At 59.1% G+C, this 23578-nt stretch carries 17 protein-coding genes and 1 pseudogene; 5 read left to right on the top strand and 13 right to left on the bottom strand.

Annotation, left to right across the window (positions count from 1 at the left end):
* Window positions 1–164: 164 nt before the first annotated feature.
* Entirely contained in the window at window positions 165–920 is a 756-nt protein-coding gene (locus M2447_RS12400; RefSeq protein WP_277558866.1) for a sigma-70 family RNA polymerase sigma factor, read from the top strand.
* An 87-nt stretch (window positions 921–1007) separates the two neighbouring features.
* Here the strand turns inward: M2447_RS12400 and M2447_RS12395 are convergent, their stop codons facing one another.
* Window positions 1008–1334 carry a cupin domain-containing protein gene (locus M2447_RS12395; protein ID WP_277558865.1) on the bottom strand — a complete coding sequence of 109 codons (327 nt, stop codon included), beginning with the start codon at window positions 1332–1334 and terminating at the stop codon, window positions 1008–1010.
* Between the two features lie 220 nt (window positions 1335–1554).
* Between M2447_RS12395 and M2447_RS12390 the strand changes: the two genes are divergently transcribed.
* Window positions 1555–2247, top strand: coding sequence for a metal-dependent hydrolase (locus M2447_RS12390; protein ID WP_277510954.1), 693 nt, complete (start codon window positions 1555–1557; stop codon window positions 2245–2247).
* A 115-nt stretch (window positions 2248–2362) separates the two neighbouring features.
* Here M2447_RS12390 and lipA read toward each other — a convergent pair whose 3' ends face one another.
* The 5 genes from lipA to M2447_RS12365 all read right to left on the bottom strand — a co-directional run bounded on the left by lipA (window position 2363) and on the right by M2447_RS12365 (window position 8588).
* Window positions 2363–3319 carry a lipoyl synthase gene (gene lipA, locus M2447_RS12385; RefSeq protein ID WP_277558864.1) on the bottom strand — a complete coding sequence of 319 codons (957 nt, stop codon included), beginning with the start codon at window positions 3317–3319 and terminating at the stop codon, window positions 2363–2365.
* A 122-nt stretch (window positions 3320–3441) separates the two neighbouring features.
* Window positions 3442–4116 carry a glycerol-3-phosphate 1-O-acyltransferase PlsY gene (gene plsY / locus M2447_RS12380; protein ID WP_277510956.1) on the bottom strand — a complete coding sequence of 225 codons (675 nt, stop codon included), beginning with the start codon at window positions 4114–4116 and terminating at the stop codon, window positions 3442–3444.
* Between the two features lie 115 nt (window positions 4117–4231).
* On the bottom strand, window positions 4232–6793 hold the full coding sequence (gene hrpB, locus M2447_RS12375; RefSeq protein WP_277558862.1) for an ATP-dependent helicase HrpB: 2562 nt from the start codon (window positions 6791–6793) through the stop codon (window positions 4232–4234).
* A gap of 165 nt (window positions 6794–6958) precedes the next feature.
* A complete protein-coding gene (locus M2447_RS12370) occupies window positions 6959–8194 on the bottom strand; it encodes a pyrophosphate--fructose-6-phosphate 1-phosphotransferase (RefSeq protein ID WP_277558861.1) in 1236 nt (411 codons plus the stop codon).
* Between the two features lie 64 nt (window positions 8195–8258).
* Window positions 8259–8588, bottom strand: a complete 330-nt coding sequence (locus M2447_RS12365; protein WP_277558860.1) for a hypothetical protein — start codon at window positions 8586–8588, stop codon at window positions 8259–8261.
* Between the two features lie 137 nt (window positions 8589–8725).
* Here M2447_RS12365 and M2447_RS12360 point away from each other — a divergent pair, with 137 nt between their 5' ends.
* Window positions 8726–9256: a YchJ family metal-binding protein gene (locus M2447_RS12360; protein ID WP_277510963.1), complete on the top strand. Its 531-nt coding sequence runs from the start codon at window positions 8726–8728 to the stop codon at window positions 9254–9256.
* A gap of 45 nt (window positions 9257–9301) precedes the next feature.
* Here M2447_RS12360 and M2447_RS12355 read toward each other — a convergent pair whose 3' ends face one another.
* Window positions 9302–10111 (bottom strand): prohibitin family protein, encoded by an 810-nt coding sequence (locus M2447_RS12355; RefSeq protein WP_277510965.1) that lies wholly within the window; start codon window positions 10109–10111, stop codon window positions 9302–9304.
* 131 nt (window positions 10112–10242) lie between these two features.
* Between M2447_RS12355 and M2447_RS12350 the strand changes: the two genes are divergently transcribed.
* Window positions 10243–11472 carry a DUF2851 family protein gene (locus M2447_RS12350; RefSeq protein ID WP_277558858.1) on the top strand — a complete coding sequence of 410 codons (1230 nt, stop codon included), beginning with the start codon at window positions 10243–10245 and terminating at the stop codon, window positions 11470–11472.
* Between the two features lie 131 nt (window positions 11473–11603).
* On the opposite strand, the gene M2447_RS12345 is transcribed toward M2447_RS12350, so the two are convergent.
* The 3 genes from M2447_RS12345 to M2447_RS12335 all read right to left on the bottom strand — a co-directional run bounded on the left by M2447_RS12345 (window position 11604) and on the right by M2447_RS12335 (window position 17686).
* Window positions 11604–11951 carry a hypothetical protein gene (locus M2447_RS12345; RefSeq protein WP_277510967.1) on the bottom strand — a complete coding sequence of 116 codons (348 nt, stop codon included), beginning with the start codon at window positions 11949–11951 and terminating at the stop codon, window positions 11604–11606.
* 330 nt (window positions 11952–12281) lie between these two features.
* Window positions 12282–14756 carry a carboxy terminal-processing peptidase gene (locus tag M2447_RS12340; RefSeq protein WP_277558857.1) on the bottom strand — a complete coding sequence of 825 codons (2475 nt, stop codon included), beginning with the start codon at window positions 14754–14756 and terminating at the stop codon, window positions 12282–12284.
* A gap of 167 nt (window positions 14757–14923) precedes the next feature.
* Window positions 14924–17686, bottom strand: a complete 2763-nt coding sequence (locus tag M2447_RS12335; RefSeq protein WP_277558856.1) for a family 78 glycoside hydrolase catalytic domain — start codon at window positions 17684–17686, stop codon at window positions 14924–14926.
* 1088 nt (window positions 17687–18774) lie between these two features.
* On the opposite strand from M2447_RS12335, the gene M2447_RS12330 reads away from it, so the two are divergent.
* On the top strand, window positions 18775–20514 hold the full coding sequence (locus M2447_RS12330; RefSeq protein WP_277558855.1) for a hypothetical protein: 1740 nt from the start codon (window positions 18775–18777) through the stop codon (window positions 20512–20514).
* A gap of 93 nt (window positions 20515–20607) precedes the next feature.
* Here the strand turns inward: M2447_RS12330 and M2447_RS12325 are convergent, their stop codons facing one another.
* From M2447_RS12325 to M2447_RS12315, 3 genes and pseudogenes are all read right to left on the bottom strand, one after another.
* Window positions 20608–20976, bottom strand: a complete 369-nt coding sequence (locus tag M2447_RS12325) for a hypothetical protein (RefSeq protein ID WP_277558854.1) — start codon at window positions 20974–20976, stop codon at window positions 20608–20610.
* A gap of 25 nt (window positions 20977–21001) precedes the next feature.
* A complete protein-coding gene (locus tag M2447_RS12320; RefSeq protein ID WP_108824823.1) occupies window positions 21002–23317 on the bottom strand; it encodes an oligopeptide transporter, OPT family in 2316 nt (771 codons plus the stop codon).
* Between the two features lie 27 nt (window positions 23318–23344).
* Window positions 23345–23578, bottom strand: a pseudogene (locus tag M2447_RS12315) (hypothetical protein); the annotation flags it as partial.

The following is a 23578-nucleotide window of genomic DNA, read 5'->3' as shown; positions in this document are numbered from 1 at the left end:
CGTGCATTTTGCGCTGACCCCAAAAAGGTGGATATGTAAAAAAATATTTTAATATCCTAATATTCATCGCGTTATGTTGCCATTTATGCGGATGGCATGGAAACTGTTGGTGCAGCACGCGCGTTGGCGCACCCAGTGCGCGCAGCAAGTCTTTCGAATAACTTATGAACACACTCCATCACACAGCAGCATCAGCGAACCCATTCAGCGTCGCATCGACGCCGGAGATGACGCCATCCGAGATCACCGCGCGCGAGGCGGCTCATGACCGGGAGCTGGTGAGTCGTTTTCGGGCGGGCGAAGAGTCCGCGTTCACGGAAATCATGGAACGCTATCGCACGCGCATCTTCGGGCTGGCGAACAACCTTCTGCACAATGCCGCCGACGCGGAGGAAATCACGCAGGACACTTTTATTCGGGCGCACCGGGCGCTGGCAAATTTCCGCGGCGACTCGTCGCTGGCCACCTGGCTGTATCGCATCGCGTTGAATCTTTCGCGCAACCGCTACTGGTATTTTTTCCGCCGCCGCCGGCAGGATTCGATCTCGCTCGAAATGCAACTGGGCGATGATTCGGACAGCGCGTTCAGCGACATGATCGCCGCCACCGCGCACACTCCGGTGCAGGAGGCCGTGACGCGGGAGTTCACCAACTTGATCGCCGATTGCATGGAACGCCTGGACACGCGCCATCGTGAAATCCTGACAATGCGCAACGTGCTCAACCTTCCCTACGACGAAATCGCCTCCGCGCTGGGCATCAACGTGGGCACGGTGAAAAGCCGCATCGCGCGCGCGCGCGAAAGCCTGCGCAAGCTGCTGTCCGAATCCGCGCCGGAATACGCAAACGCATCAGAGTCGTCCGATTTTTTTGAGCACGTGCGCCCCGCGCCCGGCTGCGAGGCGATTGCCTATGCGTGATCATTAAGGACGGCGCCTGGCCGGAAACGTCGCGAAAAAACCGGGACGGTTTCTTTCGCGCCCGCCACGCGCCCGGCAAAAACACCATCAGCCCTTTATCATCGTTAATAGCATTTTGAATTTTTCGACGGCGTGCAGCGCGTGAGGAATGTTGGCGGGCAGGATAACGGCCTTGCCCTTTCCGAGCACAAAGGGGTTGCCGCCGATTTTTATTTCGGCCTCCCCGTCCAGGATTTGCACCATTGCGTCGAACGGCGCGGTGTGCTCGCTCAGCCCCTGCCCCTTGTCGAAGGCAAAAAGCGTGATGTTGCCCGCCTCGTTTTTCAAAACCTGCTTGCTGACGATTCCGCCCTCAGAGTAATCGGCCAGCGCCGCAAATTCCAATATTTTTCCTTTTTCAAACATAGTGCCCATAATTGTTATTATATAATTTTTAATACTCTTCCCTTAACAGATGCCCCGTATCCGCTGATGCTATTCATTAATCGGAAGAATTGTCAAGAGTTGAGGGCAAACGCTACCGGGGCATTTTAATTTAATCCACCACGTTTGTTCGGAATCGCGGATGTCTCTACCCGGCCCCCGCTATTTAGGCTGTGAAAATCCGGCCAATTCATGCTTAAAGGGGCGTGTCATGAAAATCACTTATCTTGGCCACTCCTGCTTCCTCGTCGAAACCTCCACCGCCAGTCTTGTCATCGACCCTTTTCTCACCGGCAACCCGACCGCAACCGCAAAGGCCGACGACATCCGTTGCGACTATGTGTTGATCTCGCACGGACACTGCGACCACACGGGCGACGCGCTCGACATCGCAAAGACGAACGACGCGGTCATCGTTTCGAATCACGAAATCTGCAACTTTTTCGCCGCCCAAGGCGCGAAGGTTCACAACATGAACCCCGGCGGCGCGTTCAAGTTTCCATTCGGACGGGTCAAGCTCACCATCGCGCACCACTCGTCGAGCGAGGACGGCGACAGCTCCGATCCGCTCCTGCCCCCGTATCTCGGCAGTCCGTGCGGAATCATCATCGAAGCCGACGGCAAACGAATCTACCACGCCGGTGACACCGCGCTCTTTCTCGACATGCAGCTCATCGGTCGCGCCGGACTCGACCTCGCCATGCTTCCGATCGGGGACAACTTCACCATGGGGCCCGAGGATGCGATTGACGCGCTCGACATGCTCAAACCGAAAGCCGCGATTCCAATGCACTACAACACCTGGCCCCCGATCGCGCAGGACGCCCCGGCCTTCGCCGCCGCCGCCAAACAACGCGGCCACCTCGCGCATCCGCTCAAACCCGGCGAAAGCGTGACGATCTGATACTATTCACGAGCTTGTTTTGGTCTTTAGCAGGCAGGGCGAACCGTCGCGGCAATTTAAACCGCAACAGCCGCATCGCGGCGGGATCGCCGGAGAAGACCAACGTCCGCTCAGCTCAAGACGCGGGGCGCGTTTTTTCGGAGGTCAGGTTGTTCTCGGTGTTCAGGTGGTCGGCGCCGGTGTATTTTTCGGATTGTTCGTCGGCGTGATAACTCGAACGCACCAACGGGCCGCTCTCGACAACACCAAGGCCGATTGAAAGGCCGAATTTTTTCCAATACTCAAACTCCTCCGGCGGCACCCAGCGCTTCACGGGCCAGTGCTGCGGCGTGGGTTGCAAATACTGCCCGATGGTCACGATGTCCGTGCCGTCCGAGACGATGTCGCGCAAAGTTTGCTCGATTTCCCCCGGCTCCTCGCCGAGGCCGAGCATGATGCCCGTCTTGGTCGTGAGGCCGCGGCTTTTCGCATGGCGCAGCACGCTGCGCGAGCGGTCGTAGCGCGCCTGCACACGCACGGGTTTTTGCAGGCGCTCGACGGTTTCGAGATTGTGATTGAAGATGTCCGGCCTTGCCTCGAGCACGATGTCGACGTGCTCCATCTTTCCCTTGAAGTCCGGCACGAGCACCTCGATGGCGGTTTTCGGATTCGCATGGCGAATCGCGCGAATCGTCGCCGCCCAAACCGACGCCCCGCCGTCGAGCAACTCGTCGCGCGCCACCGATGTGATCACGCAATGCCGCAGCCCCATCTTCGCGACGGCGTCGGCCACGCGCGCCGGCTCGCCAAGATCAAGCTCGGTCGGACGTCCCGTGGCGATCGCGCAGAAGTTGCACGAGCGCGTGCAAATGTTTCCGAGGATCATCACCGTGGCGGTGCCGCGCGTCCAGCACTCGCCGAGATTCGGGCATTGCGCGCTCTGGCAGACGGAATGCAAATGGTGCCCGTCGACCAGCTTGCGCACCGCGTTGTAACCCGAGCCGGAGGGCAGCTTGGCGCGGAGCCATGAAGGTTTGCGCGATGTGTCCGCGTGGGCGGGATCGCGCGCGGGTGCGTTTGCCATTGTGTCCATTTTCAAAATCGTAAAACGACAAGGTAACAATAAACCGGCATACGCAAACGGCTTTTTCGCCAAAAAGCGCGTCGCGCATCAAGGCCGGCCGGCGCGTGTTTGCGACACCCCGGCGCGCGCGGTCACATTTTTTCTTCCGGCGTTTTTTTCACGAACTTGTTTTCCGTGCCGCGCATCAGCCGCCCGATGTTCGCCCGATGCCGCACCGCCACAAAAATGGCCGCGCCCGCCGAGATGATAACAACCGAAAACGGCGGCCAGCCCCAAAGGCACCACATGGTGCAGCTCGACACCGGCAGCGAGACCGTCGCCAGAATCGACGCCAGCGAAACATACCGCGTCGTCTGGAAAACCACCCACCACACAAGCAGCGCGATCAAAAGCGAGGGCGCCATCAACACCATAAAACCGCCCGCGCCCGTCGCCACGCCCTTGCCGCCCTTGAACCGCGTGAAACACGAAAAACAATGCCCCAGCAACGCCGCGCCGAGCCCGATCAACGACACCACGTCCCAATGGTCGTAAGCCGCGTCCCACACGCCCATCTTGAAAGCGATCCACGGCCAGCCCGTCGCCACGGCCCCCTTCAACGCGTCCAGCACGAAGACCATGATACCCAGCCGCCTGCCCGGCTCGCCAAACTTCTGGCTCAGCACGCGCAGCACATTTGTCGCGCCCGGGTTTTTGCTCCCCTCCTCAAAAATGTTCACACCCTTTGCGCGCGAAACCACATACCCGAACGGCAGCGCGCCCAGGAAATACCCCGCCACAATCGAAGCTAGAATCGGGATCAACATGGATTTGAGTGCATTGATTGCATACGCGTGAGCGCGACGCGCAAGACCGCTTTACGGGAAAAGTTCCATTATTTTTTGAACATCTTACCGCCAATTCCTGGCCTTAACGCGCCCATTAACGCCACTCGTGCCTCGGGTAGCGTCGTGACAGCTCCGCCTTTATCTTCGGATACATGTCGCGCCAGAACGCCGTCAAATCGTCCGTCACCTGAATCGGCCGCTGGTTCGGCGCGAGCACCTCGATCTTCACCGGCACGCGCCCGTGGCCGAGCGTGAAGCGTCCCTCGACTCCATAGAGTTCCTGTATTCGCGCGCTCAATATGGGCGGCCCCTCCTTCGCATAGCGCACGCGCGACCGACGGCCGTTGCCCATCACGAGGCGCTCCGGCAGGTAGTCGTCAATCACGGCCAGTTGCTCCGCCGTCAACCAGTCGCGCAGCACCGGCATCACCGGCTTGCCGCGCACATCCTTCGCGCCGAGTTCGCCGTAACAAATCTGCTCGATCAACGTGGCCCGGTCCGCGTCCGTAAGCGGGTTCACCTCCAGCTCCGGAAACCATTCCGCGAGCCGGTTCACGCGCACGATCCATTGCTCCACGTTTTCATCCCACTGCTCCAGCTTGATTTTGCCCGCCAGCACCTGCTGCGTCAGCAACGCCGCCGCCGCGTCGTAGGGCACATCGTCCGCGCTCGCCCTCGATTCGAGCACCAAGTCGCGAAACCGGCGCTCGCGTTTTGCAATCACGCGCTTCGCCGACTCGTCATAGACGACGCTTGTCGCCTCAAAATAATCGTCGGGGAAAAGTTCCTTCAACCACGGCTCCCGCACCGCCGTCGCCATGCTCAGCAGCACGTTCACCTCGCCGCCCCGCCCCTCGACCTCGCTCACCTCCGCGGCCACAAACAACGGAGCGCGCTGCATCGCGCTCTCCCTCGCCAGCACACCGCGCCGCTTGTGCACCAGGTCGCAACGCAGTGTTCCCGCGTCCAGGCGCTTCGCCAGCTGGTCGGAAAATCCCGCGAGCACGCACTTGCTCACCGCCTCGCCCTCGACGCGTTTCTCGCCCGCGTCGAGCCCCTCGCGCTCCGCAATTCGCAAAAACTCAGCAAACAGCGGCCCCACCTGGCGCGCCCCCATCGAGTGGATTCCCAGCCGCCGGCACGCGTCCATTGAGTAACGATTCTGGTCGGCAAACCGCCACGCGCGCATGAGCAAAAAGAAATCCGACTCCGTTTCCTCGCCGAGCAAGTCCTCGCGCGCTTCCTCCACCGCGCGCGGCACGCCCCGCAAAAGAAAATTTCTTCCCTGCACAAGCGCCGCCATCATCGCGACCGGCCTCACGCACCCGCGCGCATCCGCCTCCAGCAACATGCGCGCGTAACGCGGATGCACCGGGAAACGCAGCATCCTGCGGCCGGTTTCGGTGATCGTCGCATGCGCGTCTTTCTCATGGCGCGCCACCGCGCCCAAATCCTCGAGCAACATTTCCGCGCGTTCCAAACCTTTCGCGTCGGGTTTTTCCAGCCACGGAAAACCGGCCACGTCGTCGATGCCGCTCGCCTTCAACGTCAGCACCACCTCCGCCAGGTCGAGCCGCCTCACCTCCGGCAATTCCTGCGCCGGACGCTGCGCATGCTCGCGCTCCGTCCACAGCCGCACGCACACACCCGGGGCCGTTCGCCCCGCGCGCCCCGCGCGCTGGTCCGCGCTCGCCACGGAAATCTTTTCGATCAGCAGCGTGTTGATCCCGCGATGCGGATCGAACCGCGCCACGCGCGCCAGCCCGCAATCAATCACCACCGTCACGCCGTCAATTGTCAGCGATGTCTCCGCGACGTTTGTTGAAACAATAATCTTGCGCGCGTCATAACGCGCCACCGCGCGATCCTGCGCCTCCGGCGGCAGCTCGCCATGCAGCGGAAACACCACAAAATCGCGCAATTCGCGGCTGCCCTGCAAGGCTTGGACCGTGCGCGAAATCTCATGCGCGCCCGGCATGAACACCAGAAAATCGCCGCCCGCCGACTGCGCCGCCACGCGCGCGCATTCGCGCGCCGCCACATCCCATACCGGCTCGCGCTCAAAATCCGCCGTCTTTTGCAGATACTCGATTTTCACCGGAAAACTCCGCCCCTGCGAAACCAGAACCTCGCACGGCGACAGGTAATTTTTCAGCGCCCCCGCGTCCAGCGTCGCCGACATCACAACAATCTTCAGGTCGGGCCGTGTTGACTGCTGGATTTGCAACGCCCTCGCCAGCGAAATGTCGCCGTAGAGATGCCGTTCGTGAAACTCGTCAAACACGATCACGTTCACGCCGCGCAAGGTCGCGTCGAACGACATCTGCCGCAGCAAAATCCCCTCGGTTACAAACCGGATTTTTGTGTGCTTGCTCAACCGCGATTCCAGCCGGATTTGGTAGCCGACGATGTCGCCCAGCGGCGTTTCCATTTCCTCCGCAACGCGCTTTGCCAGCATCCGCGTTGCCAGCCGTCGCGGTTGCAAAACGACAACCTCGCCGCCGTCGAGAAATCCGTGACGCAACAGCATCTGCGGAATCTGCGTCGATTTGCCCGACCCCGTCGGCGCCTGCACAATCAACCGCCCCTGCGCGCGCACGGCTTCAACAATGGCGCTCTCAAGTTCATAAATCGGAAGTTCGCGAGGATTCGGCATGATGTCGGAAAAACAAAACGGGGAAGCGCCAAAGGCATTGCGTCCGGGCCGCACCACGGAAGGCGGCCAAGCCCGCGCCGCAAAACACAAACGGCGTTTCAGTTTAAAAAATCGGCGGAGGCGCGCGCAATGAACGCCTCCGCCAATGAAAACAAAACCCGGGTCTTAGTGTTTCACGTCCACGCGCGCGCCCTTGGGCTGGGCAATGGCGGCGAGCGTTTCAGTGAACCACGGAGTGTCGATGTTGAAGGGTTTGCCGCCCTTGATGCGCGGGAACTCGATTGCGCGGAGCACGCCGCCCTGGTCCTCGTCGTGGCCGATCACGCCGCTCTCGCGACGGAGCGCGCACTCGACGGCGAGGTCGGTGCAGCTCTTGATGAGGCGCAGGTCGTCCACGTTGGCGGCGGCGGCGCGGGCGAAATAACCGCTCTTTTGCACGAGCGTTTTTTCGGCGCCGATCATTTTTGCGAATTGCTCGCCGAACCACTTGCCGGGGTTCACTGCGTCGAGCTTCACGTGGCCGAACGCGTCGCGCGGCACTTCCTGTCCCTTGGACTCCATTTCGGCGACGATGGACTCCACGCCGGCGCCCTCGGAGATGAAGATGTTGATGTTGTCCTGCTTGTCCATGAGGGCCTTCAGGCGGGCGGCCTCGGTCTTGAGATCGACGGCCATTTCGGGAATGTAGACGCCGTGGACTTCGAGGTTGGCGCGGGTGAGGCCGAGGCCGGGCGCGAACTCCTCGCGGTCGAGCAGCTTGCGATAATCGCGAGCGGTGGCGGCAGTGAGCCAGCCGCAGTTGCGGCCCATGACTTCGTGCACGATCAGCATGCGCGGGTTCGCGCCGTGCTCGGCGACGACGTTGCGGAAATAGCGCGCGCCCTGCTCGGCGGCCGTCCACGCGCCGAGCGACTGGCGGATGGGATACACGTCGTTGTCGATTGTCTTGGGCAGGCCGATGACGGACAGGCCGTAATTGTTCTTGGCGAGAAACGCGGCGAGGTCGGCGGCGGCGGTGTTGGTGTCGTCTCCACCGATGGTGTGAAGCACGTCAACGCCGTCCTTGATGAGCTGGTCGGCGGCGACTTTTTGCGGGTCCTGGCCCTCCTTGACGAGGCCGCGCTTCACGCAGTCCTTGACGTTGGTGAGCTTGACGCGGCTGTTGCCGATCGGGCTGCCGCCGTGGCGGTGCAGCACGTGCGCCTGCGCGCGCTCGGCGGGGCCGATCTTGTAACTGTCGCCGAGCAGCAGGCCCTTGTAGCCGCCGCGGTAGGCGATGATTTCGATGTCGGGCGCAATCTCGGTGTAGCGTTCGACCAGGCCGCCGATGGCGGAGCTGAGGCACGGGGCGAGACCGCCCGCTGTGAGGATTGCGACTTTCTTGGGTTTTGTTGTGCTCATGATGGAAATTTTGGATTTTGGATTGCGGATTTTGGATTCAAAAAATGCAAGGCGCAACCGCCCGTCAGTTGTAGCCAAACCCGACGCCCGCGCCCGCGCCGACGGCCTCCTCGACCTCCTCTTGCTCGGGCGGCAGCTCCTCAAGCGGCGCGAAGCGTTCCGATGTGAAACCGAGTTCCTGCTTGGCCGCATGAAACGGGTCGGGCGGATTTACCAGCTCCTCAAGGAGGATGCCCACGGTCGCGGATTCGCCGCCTTTCACGATTTTCTCGCGACCGAGAAACACCTCGCGAATCGTGTAGGTCTTCCCCTTTACGGGAAGCTGCAGATAGATCGCACGAATGAAATCGTTGAACGTGTCATTGATGCAGACGACTTTTTGTCCTTTGACCATGGTTGAAAAAGAACGGTCACTTTGAGGCCTCCGCCGTCCAAGTGCAAGCGGTCAAAACACGCGCGCCGCCGGTGGCGCCGATTTTCTTTGCTCGCGCGCTGCGGACGATCCGCTTAACACCTCGCCCAATTCTCATCATGACAACTCCCGCCGCGCTCCCCGCCGACATCACTTCCGAATCCCCCTGCCCTTGCGGCAGCGGGCAAACTTTTGGCGCATGCTGCCAGCCCGTGCTCCAGAGAAAACGGCCGGCCGCCACGGCCGAGGCGCTCATGCGCTCGCGCTTCACCGCGCACGTCGTCCGCGACTACAAGCACCTGCACCTCTCCTACGCCGGCACCGCGAAAAAACCCTACGATGAAGTCCGCGCAAAGGAAAACACCTACGACTTGGAATGGACGCGCCTCGTGATTCACTCGCACGAAGCCGTCGTCAACGGCAACCCCGACTCGTCCACGGTCGAGTTCACCGCCTACTTCCTCGACGAGGAGAAAAACGAGCACCCGCTCCAGGAAAAATCCGCGTTCACGCGCACAGGCGGCGAATGGATTTACACGCGCCCGATCCGCACCGGCCCCGCGCCCAAGGTTTCGGCAACGCCCAAGGTCGGGCGCAACGACCCCTGCCCCTGCGGCAGCGGCAAAAAATACAAGCACTGCTGTCTCTGATAGCACGCGCGCCGGCGACAGCTTGTTGCGCGGCGCCCGGGCGGTTTACTTTGCGCGGTTGGCCGCGGAGACGTTGATCGGCAGCAATATGTTTGCGGCGCTTTGGCTTCCGCCGCCGATGACGAGCGGGCTCTTGCCGTCCCACTTCTCGACAATCTGCAATTCGATCAAGGTCGGGTTGTCGCGAAGCGCCTCGCCGCGAATGCGGATCGCCTCGGCCTCGCCCTTTGCGCGGATGATCGCCGTCGCCGCCTCGATTTCGGTCTTTTGTTGCGTGAAGCGCGCCTTGGCCGCCTCCTGCTCCTGGACCATCTTGGATTCAATCGCCGCCTCCAGTTCGCGCGACAGCGTGGTGTCCTCGATCACGAGGTCGACGATGTTGAGAATGTCCCCGATTTTTCTGCGGGCGTTTTCGAGCGCGTGGTTTTTGATCTGCTCGCGCTGGCGCACGATTTGCTCGGCGCTTTGCAACGCCGCCACTTCCTTGAGCGCCTCCTGCACGCGCGGCGCGATCAGGCTCGTGAACGGATCGCCCGCGTATTCCTGGTAAATCTTCACGACCGATTGCTCGGGAATGCGGTAGAGCACGCGCAGCTTCATCTGCACTTGCTGCAAATCCGACGAGTAGCACTCCGACGGCAGCTCGCGCGTTTGCTGGCGAATCAGCACGGGGATCACCGTCGAGATAAAAGGTTTTTTCACGCCGAAGCCCTCCGGCTCAAATTGTTTGCCGACGGTTCCCAGCGTCACAAGCACACCGCGATAACCGGGCTCGACAACAAACGTGGCCTGCGCCGCCGCGACGATGATTACAAGGATGAGAACGATTGGGCCGATGACTTTTGCGGGTTGCATAATGTGTATAAAAAGCGGGCATACGCCCCCGTGTGCAAGCGCTGATGCGCCTCCCCTGAAAAATTCGCTCACTTTGGAATCAACAAACCGTCCGTGTTCTGTTTCATTTCCACGCAAAACCACCACGCCCCATGAAATCCCCCGCCGTCGCTGAAATCCAAGGGCTCTACGGCCCGTTCACCTTTCCCGAGACGTTGCTCCAGAAAATCTGGGACCGGCGCGATTTCGACACGCTTCACGCCGCAACCGTCGGCGGACAGCGCGTGCGCATCGGGCACCCCGGCCAGTGGAATCACGGCGGCGGGCCCGATTTCAAAAACGCGCGCCTGCATATCGGAAACGCAAGCATCACCGGCGATGTCGAGGTGCATTTGCGGGAGGCCGACTGGCACGCGCACCATCACGCGAGCGATCCGGCCCATGCAAACGTGGTTTTGCACGTCGTGCTTTTCCCCCCGCAATGCGCCACGACCCGGGGAGTCAACGGTCGCGAAATCCCGGTCCTCGCGCTTCTCCCGCTCCTGCACCACGACCTCGAGCAATACGCGGCGGATGATGCCGTCGAGCGTCTCGCCGCGCATCCGCTTTCGACCGCCGGCAAAAGCCTTTCCTCGCTCACGCCCCCCGAGCTTTCCTCCGCGATCGCGCATCACGCCCAAAAGCGCTGGCATCAGAAAATTCATTTCGCCAGCGGGCGCGTCACGCGACTCGGCTGGGACGACGCGTGCCATCACACCGCGCTCGAAATCCTCGGATACCGGAACAACCGCCCCGCGATGGTTGCGATTGCCGGGGAGCATCCGCTGGAAAGCTGGCCGCAATCGGTGAGCGCGCAAAATGCCATTTCGTTCGCGGAACGCATTTTCAACGAACAGACTGACAACCGCGCGTGGGCGCCGCGTTCCTCGCGCCCGGCAAATCATCCGCGCACCCGCCTGCGCCAGTATGCCTTGTGGGCATCGGCGCGCCCCGCGTGGCCTCAATTGCTGCAAAAGTTTGCCGCGGGATTTCAAAAAAACGAGCCGGCGCCGGCCAGTGTCGCTGAGTGGCGGCGCGTGAACAAGGCCGCCTCGCTGCGCAAACGCATCCGCATGGAAATCTGCGGCGACGCGCTTGGCGGCTCGCGATTCGACACGCTTGTTTGCGACGGTTTTCTGCCGCTTCTCGCCGCGCAAAATCACGCGCGCGAGGAGACGCTTCGCGAGGCGTGGACGAACTGGTTTGCGGGCGACATGCCCGCGCGTTTTGCCGCATACCTCCGCGCGCTCGGCATCACGGGCGCGTCGGGCACGCCAAACCACAACGGCGCGGGCCAAGGTCTTCTCGGCTTTTTATTGGAAACGGAAAATGCCGCCGTGTGAGGAGTGGCGTGGCGCGGACTATCCAAAATAAAACCGGAGTGGCGCGAGGCCACTCCGGATTAATTTTAGGTCACGGAATAAACGGGGCTGCCGTCACGGGGAGCGGCGCCGGTTCATCCAAAACACAGAATTTACTTTGCTGCCTTCGCGGCGGCGTCGGCCAGTTCCTGGGTGACAGCGTTGATCCAGTCGGTGAGCTTCTTGGAATCGGCGTCCTTGAGGCCCTTGAGGGCGTCGGCGCTCTTGCCAGTGATTTCAGCCATCTTGGTCGAGAGGGATGCGATCTTGGTGTAGTCCTTCGCCTTGTAGGCGACGGCGACCTCGTTGGCCACGTCGGAATAAGCCTTAACAAATTCGTTGGTCGCGGCATTTTCAAACTTGGGCGCGTTTTGCGTGGAGGGAAGCGCTTCTTTCTTCGCGCCGCAACCGGCGAAAGCAAGAACGGCGAGGGCGATAACTGCAGTGTAGATGAATTTCATATGGATGGTTTAGGTGGATTAGTGTTTGTTTTTTGCGTCGGTCGAAAAACCGGATCAATCGGGTTTTCACCGGCGCGAGCTTTGACAGACAGGCATTCTCGCACGGGTTCCAGTATAAAATAACCCCCGATTTTTCGTCCACCCATCTCCTTGGCCTTCAACTAATTGCGGAGTTAGAAAAATGCGTTTTGTTTCCACGCGGTGTTTTTTCATGCGAGACTCACGCAGCCTTGGTCCAACTTGCCGCATCGCAGCGCGTCTCGTCTTTCCGTTGCGGCGGCATGCCGCGCGAGGGCGGTTTTTAGAGAAATAATACTGCCGTCGAAAGAATCAATGGCGTCCGACAGCGGCGGCGGTCAGGGGCGCGGGAGCGTTGGCGGCGACACTGGGGCCGGGGTGCCTGGCCATGTTAATGGCGTCGTTCAACACGCGCAGGGTTTCTCGGAGGTGGATGTCGAGTTTTTTGGCATCCTCCTCCAGTTGCTCGTCGCTGAAAGGGTCGTCGTCCTCGCTTTTCGCGTCCGGTGTGCCGGCGCCGGGCTGGGTCTCGGCATTTCCGGAGCCCGCGGCACTGGTTCCCGCCAGGCGAATACCGTCCGGAAGGGTTTTCGGAATGGCGCTGCTTTGGTCGGGAAGCGCCGGCTGCTTGTCAGCCCCGGCGTCAGGAGCGGATTCGGGCCGGGGCTCGGCGCCCGCGGGAGGGACGGTGTTTTCCACGGGTGTCTTCGAGGTTTTGCGCGTTTTTTCCTTAGGCGGACCGAGAAGAAACTCCGTGGATGCGTAGCCGACGGCGGCGGCAAGGCGGTTGCGTTCCTCGTCCTGCTCTTTCTTGAATGCTTTGTCGCGGGCTTGCTGCGCGAGGCGTTCGTCGAGGTTGAGCGACAGGATTTTTTGCTCCTGGCGCGTCTTGAACCAGTCGATTGTTTTTCGGAAATAATCAAATTCCTCGAGTGTTTGCTGGCGTTTTTCACTGGCTTCGCGAAGAGCCTCGAGAAGCTCGGGAGGGAGGGCGGAACCCTCGTATCTGCTCGGTGTGATTTCGTCCCATGCGAGGGCGCGCGGAAGACTTTTTTCACCGATGGGCAGGTAGTCGTCGATTGAGGGCAGCGGGATGTCGGAGACCACGCCCTTGAGTTGGGTGGAGTCGCCGTTGGGGAGGTAGAATTTTTGGATGGTGAGCTTCACGCCGCCGGTTTTGCTGTTGAGGCGGGCGAGCGCGGGGACGAGTTGCTGCATTTCGAGGAGTTGCTGCACAGTGCCTTTTCCGTGCGTGGAGCTGTCGCCGACGATGATGGCGCGCCCGTAGTTTTGAAGCGCGCCGGCCACGATTTCGGAGGCGGAGGCGGAGAAACGCGAGACGAGCACGGCAAGGGGACCGGGGTAAAGGGGCTCGGGCGCCTCGCTGCTGTCCACCTGCACCTGGCCGTAGTAGTTTTTGACTTGGACAACGGGACCGGCTTTCACGAAGAGACCGGTGAGTTTGATGGCCTCGGAGAGGAGGCCGCCACCGTTGCCGCGAAGGTCGAGGACGAGGCCCTGGATGCCGCGTTCGCTTTGTTGAAATTGAGTGATGAGCCTGGCAATATCTTGCGTGGCGCTGGGGCTGGGCTCGCCTTTGTCGTTGATGCCGGCGTCGTAGAAACCGGGGAGCGTGATGACACCGATGGGCGTCGTGCCCTTGCCGTCGAGGGAGGGGATTTCGTGAATGGCACCGCGGGCGCGCGAGGCGTCGAGGCTGACAACATCGCGCGTAATGACAACCTGCTTGCGCTGGGAGGCATCGGCGGCGGGAATGACGGTAAGGTGAACCTTGGTGTCTTTTTTCCCGCGAATGAGCTGCACGACATTGCGGAGTTTCATGCCGATGACATCAACGGGCTCATGGCCGTCCTCGGCGACCGCGATGATCTTGTCCTTTGGCTGCAGTTGTTTGCTCAGGTCGGCGGGGCCGCCCACGACGATTTCACGAATGGTGCAGTAATCATCCTCGATTGAGAGGACAGCGCCAATGCCGATGAGCTGGAGTTTGATGCCGATGCTGAACTCCTCAAGGGTTTCGGCGGACATGTAGGCGGTATGCGGATCGTAGAGGTGGGCGACGGTGGTGAGGTAGGTTTCGGAGATGTCCTTGGGCTCGATGTCGGCGAGGTTTTTGAGCCAGCGCTCGTAGCGTTTGCGGATGTTGGCCCTGGCGTCATCGAGGCTCTTTTCATTGAGCATTTCGCCTATGATTTCGTTTTTGAGGCGTTGCATCCATAGGGTGTCGGCCTCGGCCATGTCGGCGGGCCAGGGAGAGTCCTTGCGGTCGTAGAGGTAGCCGTCGTTTCCGGCAAGGTCGCCGGATGTGATGGCGTCGAGTTTGTCGAGAGCCCAGTTGATGCGGTTGGTGACGCGCCTGGTATAGACGTTGAAGATGTCATAGGCGGGGTCGGTTTTGCCGAGACTGGTAAGGTTATTGTAAACCCATCGCGGACTGTAACGGGTGGTGAACGCGACTTTGTCGGACTCGAGGAAAAAGAGGCGCTGTCCGTCAAAATCGGCCATGAAATTGGGAATAATCTCAGCGTAGTCGACGGGCCTGACGGCGTTGCGGTTATAGTGGAATTGCTCGAGCAGGGCGACGACACTGGCGGCCTCGCGGTTGAAACCGGGAGCCGGCGCGAAAATGCGATCCTGCGGAGCGGTGGCGGCGGCCGATTGGGCGCGCAGGAATGAGCCGTCCGTGCCAAGTGATAAAAGCGCCGCGGCCATCACTGTGAGGAACAGGGAGGAAAATGCGCGGGCGGAATGTGTGAACTGCTTCATCAACGATGCGAAGGTGCAGAATGTAAAAAAGGACGAATTGTCAGCAAGGCATCTTTATTACTCTGGGCGCAAAGCAAAGAAGATAATTGCGAGGGATTCGCAAAACCCCCAAATAGCCGTTTAATCACCAAACTCGTGCTGAAGCAGGAGTTACAAAAATATTCGGATCAAAGTTGAGTCTGCAATCCGCTCTGGAATGTGTGATTTCCCGCTTCAACCCGCATGATTTTATGGCGCCGTTTGCTGTCGGGAAGGAAAATAGTCGCGCGTGTGTTCGGGGGCACGCTGACGCGCAGCACCATGCTTCCGTTTGCGTCGATTTCCCACGCGGACCGAATCAGTCCGGCGGGCGAATCAAACGCCGATCTTGCCCATCTCATCCCGACATCCCCGGGATGGGGCGGGCGTATTATGAAATGCTGGAAGCCGGGATTCTCCGGGTCGCGCTTGATTCCGGCGACGCCGTCAACATACCAAGCGCCCGGAAACAAATACGAGCTGTGCAGGAGCGAGTGCCCGCGCAGGTCTTTTTCCCACATCTCCCAAAGCGTCGTCGCGCCATTTTCCCGCATGTATCCCCAGCTTGGATAATCCGTCTGCGATGTCATGGAGTGGATCAAGTCGTGCCTGTCCGCCTCGCGAAGCACCTTAAAAAGCATCGCTCCCGCGGTGATGCCGGCGTGTATGCGCCCCTTGCGCACGACCAGGATTTCATGCTCCAAGCGCCGCATGACCTTGTCCCTCAGTTCCGGCGGCATCACATCCGCAAGCAATGCGCCGGCCAGGCATGCCATTGAGCCATCGGCATAACTGCTGTCGCCGGCATTGTAATACTTTCCATGAATCGCGCGGCTCGAAACGCGGGCTTGGGTTTCCCATTCCGCGGCCTCCGCCTCCCTGCCAAGGACGCGCGCAATCTTCGCCGCCGTTTTAATATTATACACGCGATAACAATTATTAAGGCACAGTGTTTGCGCGCTGTCGTTGTTCATGCCCTCGGCGGTCGCGTTTGGCCAAAGCCAGTCGCCAAGAAAATCCCACTTGCCGCCAAAACGCTTGAGCAGGCCGTCCCCGACATGCGTGTCAAGAAACGCGAGCCATTTTTTTATCATGTCAAAATTGGTTTCAAGAACGCGCGCGTCCCCCTCGTGCTGGTAAAGATACCATGGCAAAACAACACAAATGCCGCCCCAGCCGGGCCCGCCGCCGCCCCAATAAGTCGGGGCCGTGTGCGGCATGATGCCGCCGCCAAGAAACCGCCCGCTGGTTTCCGCTTTCCGCGCATAATCCGGATCATTCATGCCGCCCACCATCGGCTCGGTGCCCTGCACGTCGCGCCAGTCCTCCAGCCACTTTGTATAAAACGCGGCCATGCGATAATTATACATGGCGGTTTCCGCCGTCGCATGGGCGTCGCCGCCGTAACCCATCCGCTCGCGCTGGGGACAATCGACTACCATCCCGCCAATCGAAAGATTTTCAAATGTCCAGCAAACGCGGTCATGTATCCAGTTTTGCAGGGGATCGGAGCACTCGAACGCCGTTGCGCGCCCGACATCCGTGCGCACATTCCACCCGCGAATATCATCAAGCGCCGGTTTCGCCTTGAGGCCTTTAATTGTGATCCAGCGACCGGAGCCATAATTAAAGCGATTGCGGAAAACACCCTTCCCCGAAGACCCGATTATATATGCGCTCCGATTCCGGAAAGTCATTTCGTTCTGCTGCCGCTCCGAAAAAAGAAATTCAATCCGGTCGCCGGGAGTCCCCGCTATTTTAATTTCAGTCCAGCCGGCAAAATTCACCCCCATATCAACACGCCAGACACCCTTGCCCCGATCCCCGATCGCAACCGGACGAATCTCGTCGAAAAGGCGGTTTTTCTCAACCCGCTGTGCCGTCACCTGAAGCTTCGGATTATATACGGTGGCATTTTTCCAATTTGTATCATCAAGGGAAACACTGGAAAAATCATCCATCTCCTGCTCCCGCGTTCCGTCAAAGATTTCGCCGCCCATGTTGCCAAAATCCCAAGTGCCCAAAAGCCTGTTCGGGCTTGGACGTGTTTTCCATGCTTCATCTGTTTGCAGGCGAAGAAGGGGCGATGTGTCGCCTGGATTTTTATAAATATCCGCCTGCGCGCGAACGATTGGCGTGCGCGGAAGATTTTCCGTTATATAACCGGGAAAAATCGACCACGACGCGCCCAGCCAAATGGTAATGGCGTTTTTCCCCGGTTGAAGCGCCCCGGCTATATCGTAGGCGATATATCGCGCCCTCCTTGTATGGTCGGTCGCCGCCGGGGAAAGCACATGGTGGCTGTCGATTTGTTTCCCGTTCACATACAATTCATGATAACCGACCGAGGCGACAAACAGGACCGCGCGCCCCGGTTTTTCATTTAGCTTAAATGTCTTGCGCAACCAGGGATCGGCGATGTTGCAGTCGCCTTTTTTCATGCCGACTTTATAATCAAAAACTTCATCGGAGCCAATCCACTTCGCGCTCCATTCCGATTGTTCAAACAAACCGGTCGTCCATTCGCTTTGCACGGGCGGTGCCTCAATGCCATTTTCATCTTTCACGAACAGCGTCCATGTATAACGACGGTCGGACTCCAGCGGCTTTCCCTGATACTCAATCTGCTGCATCCGATTCGATGCAACCCAGCCGGAATCCCAAGCGGTGCATTCCCCGCATTTAACAATCACACGATAGGCAGTCTGCCCCTGACCGCGCCCGTCGGGGTTTGCAGCCTCAAACGCCCAACCAAACCGGGGCTTCCTTTCATCAAGCCCCTCCGGCCTGTCGAGATACTCTATTCGCAAATTAACCGGCTTGATACTGCATGCCGATTGTGCATCCGCAAAACCGGAAACAAAAAGACCGGAAATAAAAACGAGGAAAGAGTGGAATAATATTTTTTTCATAGAGGGACTATAAAGGGTGAATCTCAGATTTTGAATATCAAAGAGAACCTTGCACACAGAACAGCCAAACGAAGTCAATGCTCCGCCTTTTGTTGCGTGCGTTCGAATACGAAAATTTCCTCTAAAAGCAAACTCAAGGAGGGCGCGAACGCCTGCCTTGGGCCATGAATACAAAATTAAGCGCGACTCTGATGATAATTTCGACACGGTCCGCATTGGCATCCGTTATCCCCACATTCACAAAACCCACCTCCGCAACAGTTATCTCTGCCGCAATCGGGGCATGTTACAAGTGGGGTAACCTCGGAGCCGGGGCGGGATCAATGTCATCGGGGTCAATCCACCAAGGACAAGTTGTAAGGCACGCTCCGTCACTACCGCACATAGGACACTCTTCCATGCATCCACCAAAACAAAGCCAGCCATATTCGCCACAAAAGATGCATGTGGGACAGTTACAATTCCGATATCCACAATGGGGACATGGATCACAAGAACAATCATCGCTGTCGCACTCTGGACATATATCAGCGCACATGCAAAGCCAGTTGCTGAAGCCGCATAGGGGGCATTGGTCGCTGCATTCGCAGTCATAGGCCTCATTGCCGCAATCGGTGCATGTTTGCATGCACTCGCTGCCCGGGCAATTAGGACTCCCGCAATTATCGCACGGGGAGCAGTCTCCGCCGCATTCGAGATCACCGCAACTGGAGCAGGGATCATAATGATTTCAGCCCTCTCCGCAATCCTCGCAAGCGTGCGCTTGTTGGGTAATTAGGATGACACAAGACGACAGCAGTAGGTATTTTAATATATTTGGAGTTTTCATCGTAGGGTTTGAGTTTTTATATAACATATTTCCGAAGGGTTTATCGGAAACTAAATCTATCACTGTCTTGCAATCAGCTTGAGAGTATTGTGTGAAATGAAATGGGGGCAATCTTAAAATGGAATGATATCCGATGCACAGGTGTAATTAAGAGCGTGATTGTAAAAAGTGCGAGCATAGTATTATTTTTGTGCCGTAAGGGTTGCGCTGATTGCCGTTTTACTTGCCTTTGTCCACGCGTCGCGCATCGTGAGTTTCCATGAACTCAATCCCGCGCATATTGATGTTGCTGCTGGCGTTTGTGCTCGTGCCGCTGCATTGCCATGCGGCTGATGAAGAGATCATCACACTCGACACGCTCACCGTGTCCACCAAGAAACACCAGTGGCGTTACGCACGCTCGGCGCATTTCGAAATTCTCTCGGCTGTTGACTATACCAAGTTTGTTTCGCGTGTCGTGCAGCGCGCGGAGCAAATCATCGGTGTGTTTGAAAAAAACAGCCCACTCTTTCGAATGCAGCGCGAGTTGCCCGCAAAACTCATCTTTATCAACGACCAGGGTATAGATCGTTACCTTGTGCTCGCTGGCAAGGAAGACCTGCGGCACGCCCGCGATAACCCACCGCTGGGCGTGTTTCCGGATCGCATATTATTCATCCCTTCGAGACAAATTTCCGTGCGCGGTTTCCACGATGAAGAACAAGCTGTGTTCTTAAAGCTTATCACGCAAGCATACCTCGATAACGAAACGCCGTTTGATGAACGCGTAACCGAAAATGCCATTGACCTTGCGCTTAATTATTTGCTCATGTGCGTCGATATTCAGACCGGGCGAGGCAGTCCGCCGTGGCTTGCGACGGCGCTCAAGTGTTTGCGCGGTCACACGCAATCCACGCCAACGCCCTCAACGCCGAGCCGTGGATTTGGGTCGCCAATCTACAAGCGCAAGTATCGACCCTCATGGTTTTCGATTAGCGATTATGAAATGCTCGTCGGGCGCTACTGTGTCGCATGCGAGACCTTGTTTTTGAGCAGGGCGTTTGATTATCCACGCGAAGACGACAAGGATGCCATCGAACGGCGAAAGAAAATCTGGCTCAATTACGCGCTCGCGCCAAATGCGAGCCTTGGCGTTTTTCTCGAAAACCCGGTGAGGAAAAAACCAAATGTCGCGATTCTGAATGCTGCGATTATCGCGGAGCGCGAGGCGCGGGACTTTGTGTATTATTGCACATTCGTTGCGGACGCTAAAACGCGCATGGCATTTGCGCGGTTTGTCGTCCGCACGAGGAAACAACGACCAAACGAAGTCGTTTTTAAGGAATGCTTCGGCATGGACTACGACGCATTTCGCGCGCGCATGTATGATTTTTACACACAGCTCGGCAAAAACGACCCCGAGCACAAGGACAACCCGTGGGGGCCGCCTGGGATTGCCGTGGCGAAATTCAAGAGGGAGAACATTCCCCCCACTCCGAAGTTTCGCCCGTCACGCCGCAGCGAGACAGCGCGGATTCTAAGCGATTGGTTCGCGCTTTGCGGCGCGCGCGACCTGGCGCGCCAAGTGCTGGTCAAGGCCAACGACGAATCCGCTCAAGTGCGAAGAGATCCGGAGTTTGTCGCCGCGTTTGGCTTGAACGAAGCCGCGCACGACCGAAAATACAGCGCGGTCACCATGCTTGAGAAAGCGATGGCGTCGAAACAAGTCGTGCGCCCCGAGGCATGGCGCACGCTTTCACGACTGCGACTCGAAAACCTTTTGGAGCTAAAAGGCGAAAAGCATAAGCTGACGAAAGACGAACTGAACACCGTCATCGAGCCGCTAGCCGAGGCGCTCAAGCAAAACGGCGCGTCGCAGCAGACGTATGTGCAATTTGCGCAGGTATGGACGCACACGGATGTGAAACTGCCGAAGGAATATCTCGACATGCTTGCAGCGAGGGTTCGCGCGTGGCCGGAAAACGAGGAATTGCGCAAGGTGATTGAAAAAATCCGCTGAGTCAGCGCCAGCCGATGAAATCAAACGGGATAATCTCATCGGACACCGTTTGCGCCGCGAGCATCCCCAAATTTTGGGATACGCTTTTATATATTACCGTTCCCCGGATTGCAGCGCGTGCAATCGTTGTGTGAGCGGGTAGAGTTTTTGGGTATTATTCTCGAGCACGTAATAATGGCGCAGGTAGCAGATTTCGGTGAGTGTGAGAATAATCGTGACCGCAAGCATTTGCCAGGTGGGCAGGAATATCGCGCCAATGGCCGCCGCAAGCAGGAGCATCGCGAAAAAGAGCATTACGAGCAGGTGGATCAGGCGTTCGTGCTGAAAGGCCTGTGTTTGCGCGAGGTGATAGGCAAGCAGGGCGCGAAGATGCCCGGGGCGCCTGTTTTCGCAGGGAGAGGATTCGATCGCGGCAAGCTCCCGCTCCATGCGCCTGATGTGATCGAGCAGTTGTTTTTTCATTATTAAGAAGCTCCCATGCCCGCACCTATTTTTTCCTCGGCGACAGAAACCATTCCCTGGCCACGCCGTAGAGGAAAATCGCCAGCAGCGCGAAGGGGATCAGCGAAAGCAACCCGGCGTGGGGGCCGTTGTAAAGCGGGTTGTGATTTTGCGCCCACGTTGCGATGGCGTTGTCCGCGCCGGGGAAAAAGCCCGCCAGCACCGCAAACACAATGCCGCCTATCGCACCGCCCGCGATGTAGCCCGACGAGAGCAGCACGCCGGGGCTCTTGTCGCTTTCGGCGTTAAACTGCTCCGGCGTGAGATTCGCGTGCGAGGATTTCCGGCTCATCCAGCGGTCGATCAACCAGCGGATCATGCCGCCCGCAAGAATCGGCGTCGTGGACGACAACGGCAGATACACACCCACCGCAAACGCGAGCGCGGGAATAAAGGAAAGTTGCAGCGTCACCGTGATCATCACACCGAGCAGCACCAGCGCCCACGGCAGGCGCTGGTCGAGAATGCCTTTTATTATATACGACATGAGCGTCGCCTTCGGGGCGACAAACTTGCGCACCTTGCTGCCGTCCGGGCGCGTGTCGAACGAGCCGTTGATGCCCGGATCGACAAACCAAACCGCCACGCCTTTTTCATTAACCAAATACTTGCCCTCGATGCCGGCCTTGGGATCGGTGTTGTGCCAGGTGTAATAAACGCCGGAGTCGTCGCGACTTTGCGGGCCGTGCAGCGATTCCTTGCGCGAGAGCGCGCTGACATCGACCTGGATTCCCGCGGGGGCGACTTGCGCGACCGGCACATAAACCGTGCTTCCGTTGTTGAGCAAGCTCAGCAGCGGCCCGAGCACGAGCGCCGCCGCGAACGCACCGATCAAAATCGCCAGTTGCTGCGAGCGCGGGGTCGCGCCGAGCAGGAAACCCGTCTTCAAATCCTGCGAAGTCGTGCCGCCGTTCGACGCCGCGATGCACACGATCGCGCCAACGGAAAGCGCCGTCACGTAATACTGGCTGCCCGTCCATCCCACGATCAGGAACACGAGGCAGGTGAACAGCAGCGTCGCCACAGTCATGCCCGAAACCGGGTTCGACGTGGAACCGATCTCGCCGGTGATGCGCGACGAAACCGTGACAAACAAAAATCCGAAAAGAACAATGAGCAGCGCGCCGAGCACGTTCATGTGCAGCGAGGGCGCGAGGGAAATGACCGCGATGAGCGCGAGAATACCGATGAACACGGTTTTCATCGGAAGGTCGCGCTGCGTGCGCGCGGTGGAGCCGTTTTTCCCGGGGGCGTTTTCGCCGGGCCGCGGCATCCCGCGAATATCCGCGAAGCCGGCCTTGATGCCGCGCCAGATGGCCGGCATTGCCTGCACCATGCTGATGATGCCGGCGGACGCCACCGCGCCCGCGCCGATGTAAAGGATATACGCGTCGCGAATACTATTCGCTCCCTCGATGGGCATTTCACTGATGGGAATGGTGCCGGGCTCGACGATGCCGTTGATGCCGTCGCCGAAAAATTTTATCAACGGAATCAGCACCAAATACGAAAGCGCGCCACCCGCGCACATGATGCCCGAGATGCGCGGCCCGATGATGTAGCCGACGCCGAGCAGCTCCGGCGAAACCTCCGCCGAGATCGAACCGCCCGCGAGCGGTTTGCCGAAAATTTTCTGCGGAATATCCTGCCACCCGCGCATGGCGACGTTGAGTGTTTTGTAAACGAGCCCGATTCCGAAGCCCGTGAAAATCTGGATGGCGCCGGGAGCATTGCCTAGCCCGGCGGCCTCGGCGGCGCGCATATCGGCCTGGGCGGAGGGCGAGGCAACGGCGCGATCCCGCGCGTTGGCGCCGGCCTTGAGCACGGCGGCGCACGCGGTGCCCTCGGGATATTTCAACTTGCCGTGATCCTCGACTATGTGCGTGCGGCGCAGCGGAATCATCATGAGGATGCCGAGCAGCCCGCCGAGGATCGCCACAAGCATCACGCGCGTGAGCTCAAGGTCGAAGCCGAGGATAAAAATCGCCGGCATGGTGACGCCCACGCCGAACGCGATTGACTCGCCCGCGGAACCGGCAGTTTGCGTGATGTTGTTTTCGAGAATGGAGGAGTCGCGCACGCCGAGCTTCGAGAGCCCGCGAAACAGCGCCAGCGAAATGACCGCGACCGGAATCGACGCGCTCACGGTGAGACCGACCTTGAGGACGAGGTAGAGTGACGACGCGCCGAAGACCATGCCGAGAATCGCGCCGGTGAGGACTGCGCGCAGGGTAAACTCGGGGAGCTTGGTGTTGTCGGGTATGTAGGGCTCGAACGGCTGGGGGGCTTGGTGTTGCGACATGGCTGTGGGCAAAATGAAGAACGCTCATCATGCGCGCGAAGGCGCGGACTGCCAAGTCTGCTTTTCAGCGGAGGCGGGAGGTCCAGACAGAAGTTGACCCATCGGGGCATCGAGAAGGAGTGGGGATAGAAGCAGGACGCGAGGGTCGATTTGAGGGGACTTTTCACGGAGCAATTGAGCCGGGGTTTTGTTGGCGCGGGAGCGGTTGGTGCGCGCGAAGTTGTAGTAGTGCTGGTAGGTTGTTACCGCAGCCATGAACTG

Origin of the sequence: Ereboglobus sp. PH5-10, from assembly GCF_029504735.1 — a bacterium.
Lineage (GTDB): Bacteria > Verrucomicrobiota > Verrucomicrobiia > Opitutales > Opitutaceae > Ereboglobus.
The sequence above is the reverse complement of the archived record's forward strand: the minus strand, read 5'-3'. Positions and strand labels throughout refer to the sequence as shown.

Coding starts and splice junctions, on each gene's coding strand:
- M2447_RS12400 (WP_277558866.1), top strand. CDS start 165: ATGAACACACTCCATCACACAGCAGCATCAGCGAACCCATTCAGCGTC.
- M2447_RS12395 (WP_277558865.1), bottom strand. CDS start 1,334: ATGGGCACTATGTTTGAAAAAGGAAAAATATTGGAATTTGCGGCGCTG.
- M2447_RS12390 (WP_277510954.1), top strand. CDS start 1,555: ATGAAAATCACTTATCTTGGCCACTCCTGCTTCCTCGTCGAAACCTCC.
- lipA (WP_277558864.1), bottom strand. CDS start 3,319: ATGGACACAATGGCAAACGCACCCGCGCGCGATCCCGCCCACGCGGAC.
- plsY (WP_277510956.1), bottom strand. CDS start 4,116: ATGTTGATCCCGATTCTAGCTTCGATTGTGGCGGGGTATTTCCTGGGC.
- hrpB (WP_277558862.1), bottom strand. CDS start 6,793: ATGCCGAATCCTCGCGAACTTCCGATTTATGAACTTGAGAGCGCCATT.
- M2447_RS12370 (WP_277558861.1), bottom strand. CDS start 8,194: ATGAGCACAACAAAACCCAAGAAAGTCGCAATCCTCACAGCGGGCGGT.
- M2447_RS12365 (WP_277558860.1), bottom strand. CDS start 8,588: ATGGTCAAAGGACAAAAAGTCGTCTGCATCAATGACACGTTCAACGAT.
- M2447_RS12360 (WP_277510963.1), top strand. CDS start 8,726: ATGACAACTCCCGCCGCGCTCCCCGCCGACATCACTTCCGAATCCCCC.
- M2447_RS12355 (WP_277510965.1), bottom strand. CDS start 10,111: ATGCAACCCGCAAAAGTCATCGGCCCAATCGTTCTCATCCTTGTAATC.
- M2447_RS12350 (WP_277558858.1), top strand. CDS start 10,243: ATGAAATCCCCCGCCGTCGCTGAAATCCAAGGGCTCTACGGCCCGTTC.
- M2447_RS12345 (WP_277510967.1), bottom strand. CDS start 11,951: ATGAAATTCATCTACACTGCAGTTATCGCCCTCGCCGTTCTTGCTTTC.
- M2447_RS12340 (WP_277558857.1), bottom strand. CDS start 14,756: ATGAAGCAGTTCACACATTCCGCCCGCGCATTTTCCTCCCTGTTCCTC.
- M2447_RS12335 (WP_277558856.1), bottom strand. CDS start 17,686: ATGAAAAAAATATTATTCCACTCTTTCCTCGTTTTTATTTCCGGTCTT.
- M2447_RS12330 (WP_277558855.1), top strand. CDS start 18,775: ATGAACTCAATCCCGCGCATATTGATGTTGCTGCTGGCGTTTGTGCTC.
- M2447_RS12325 (WP_277558854.1), bottom strand. CDS start 20,976: ATGAAAAAACAACTGCTCGATCACATCAGGCGCATGGAGCGGGAGCTT.
- M2447_RS12320 (WP_108824823.1), bottom strand. CDS start 23,317: ATGTCGCAACACCAAGCCCCCCAGCCGTTCGAGCCCTACATACCCGAC.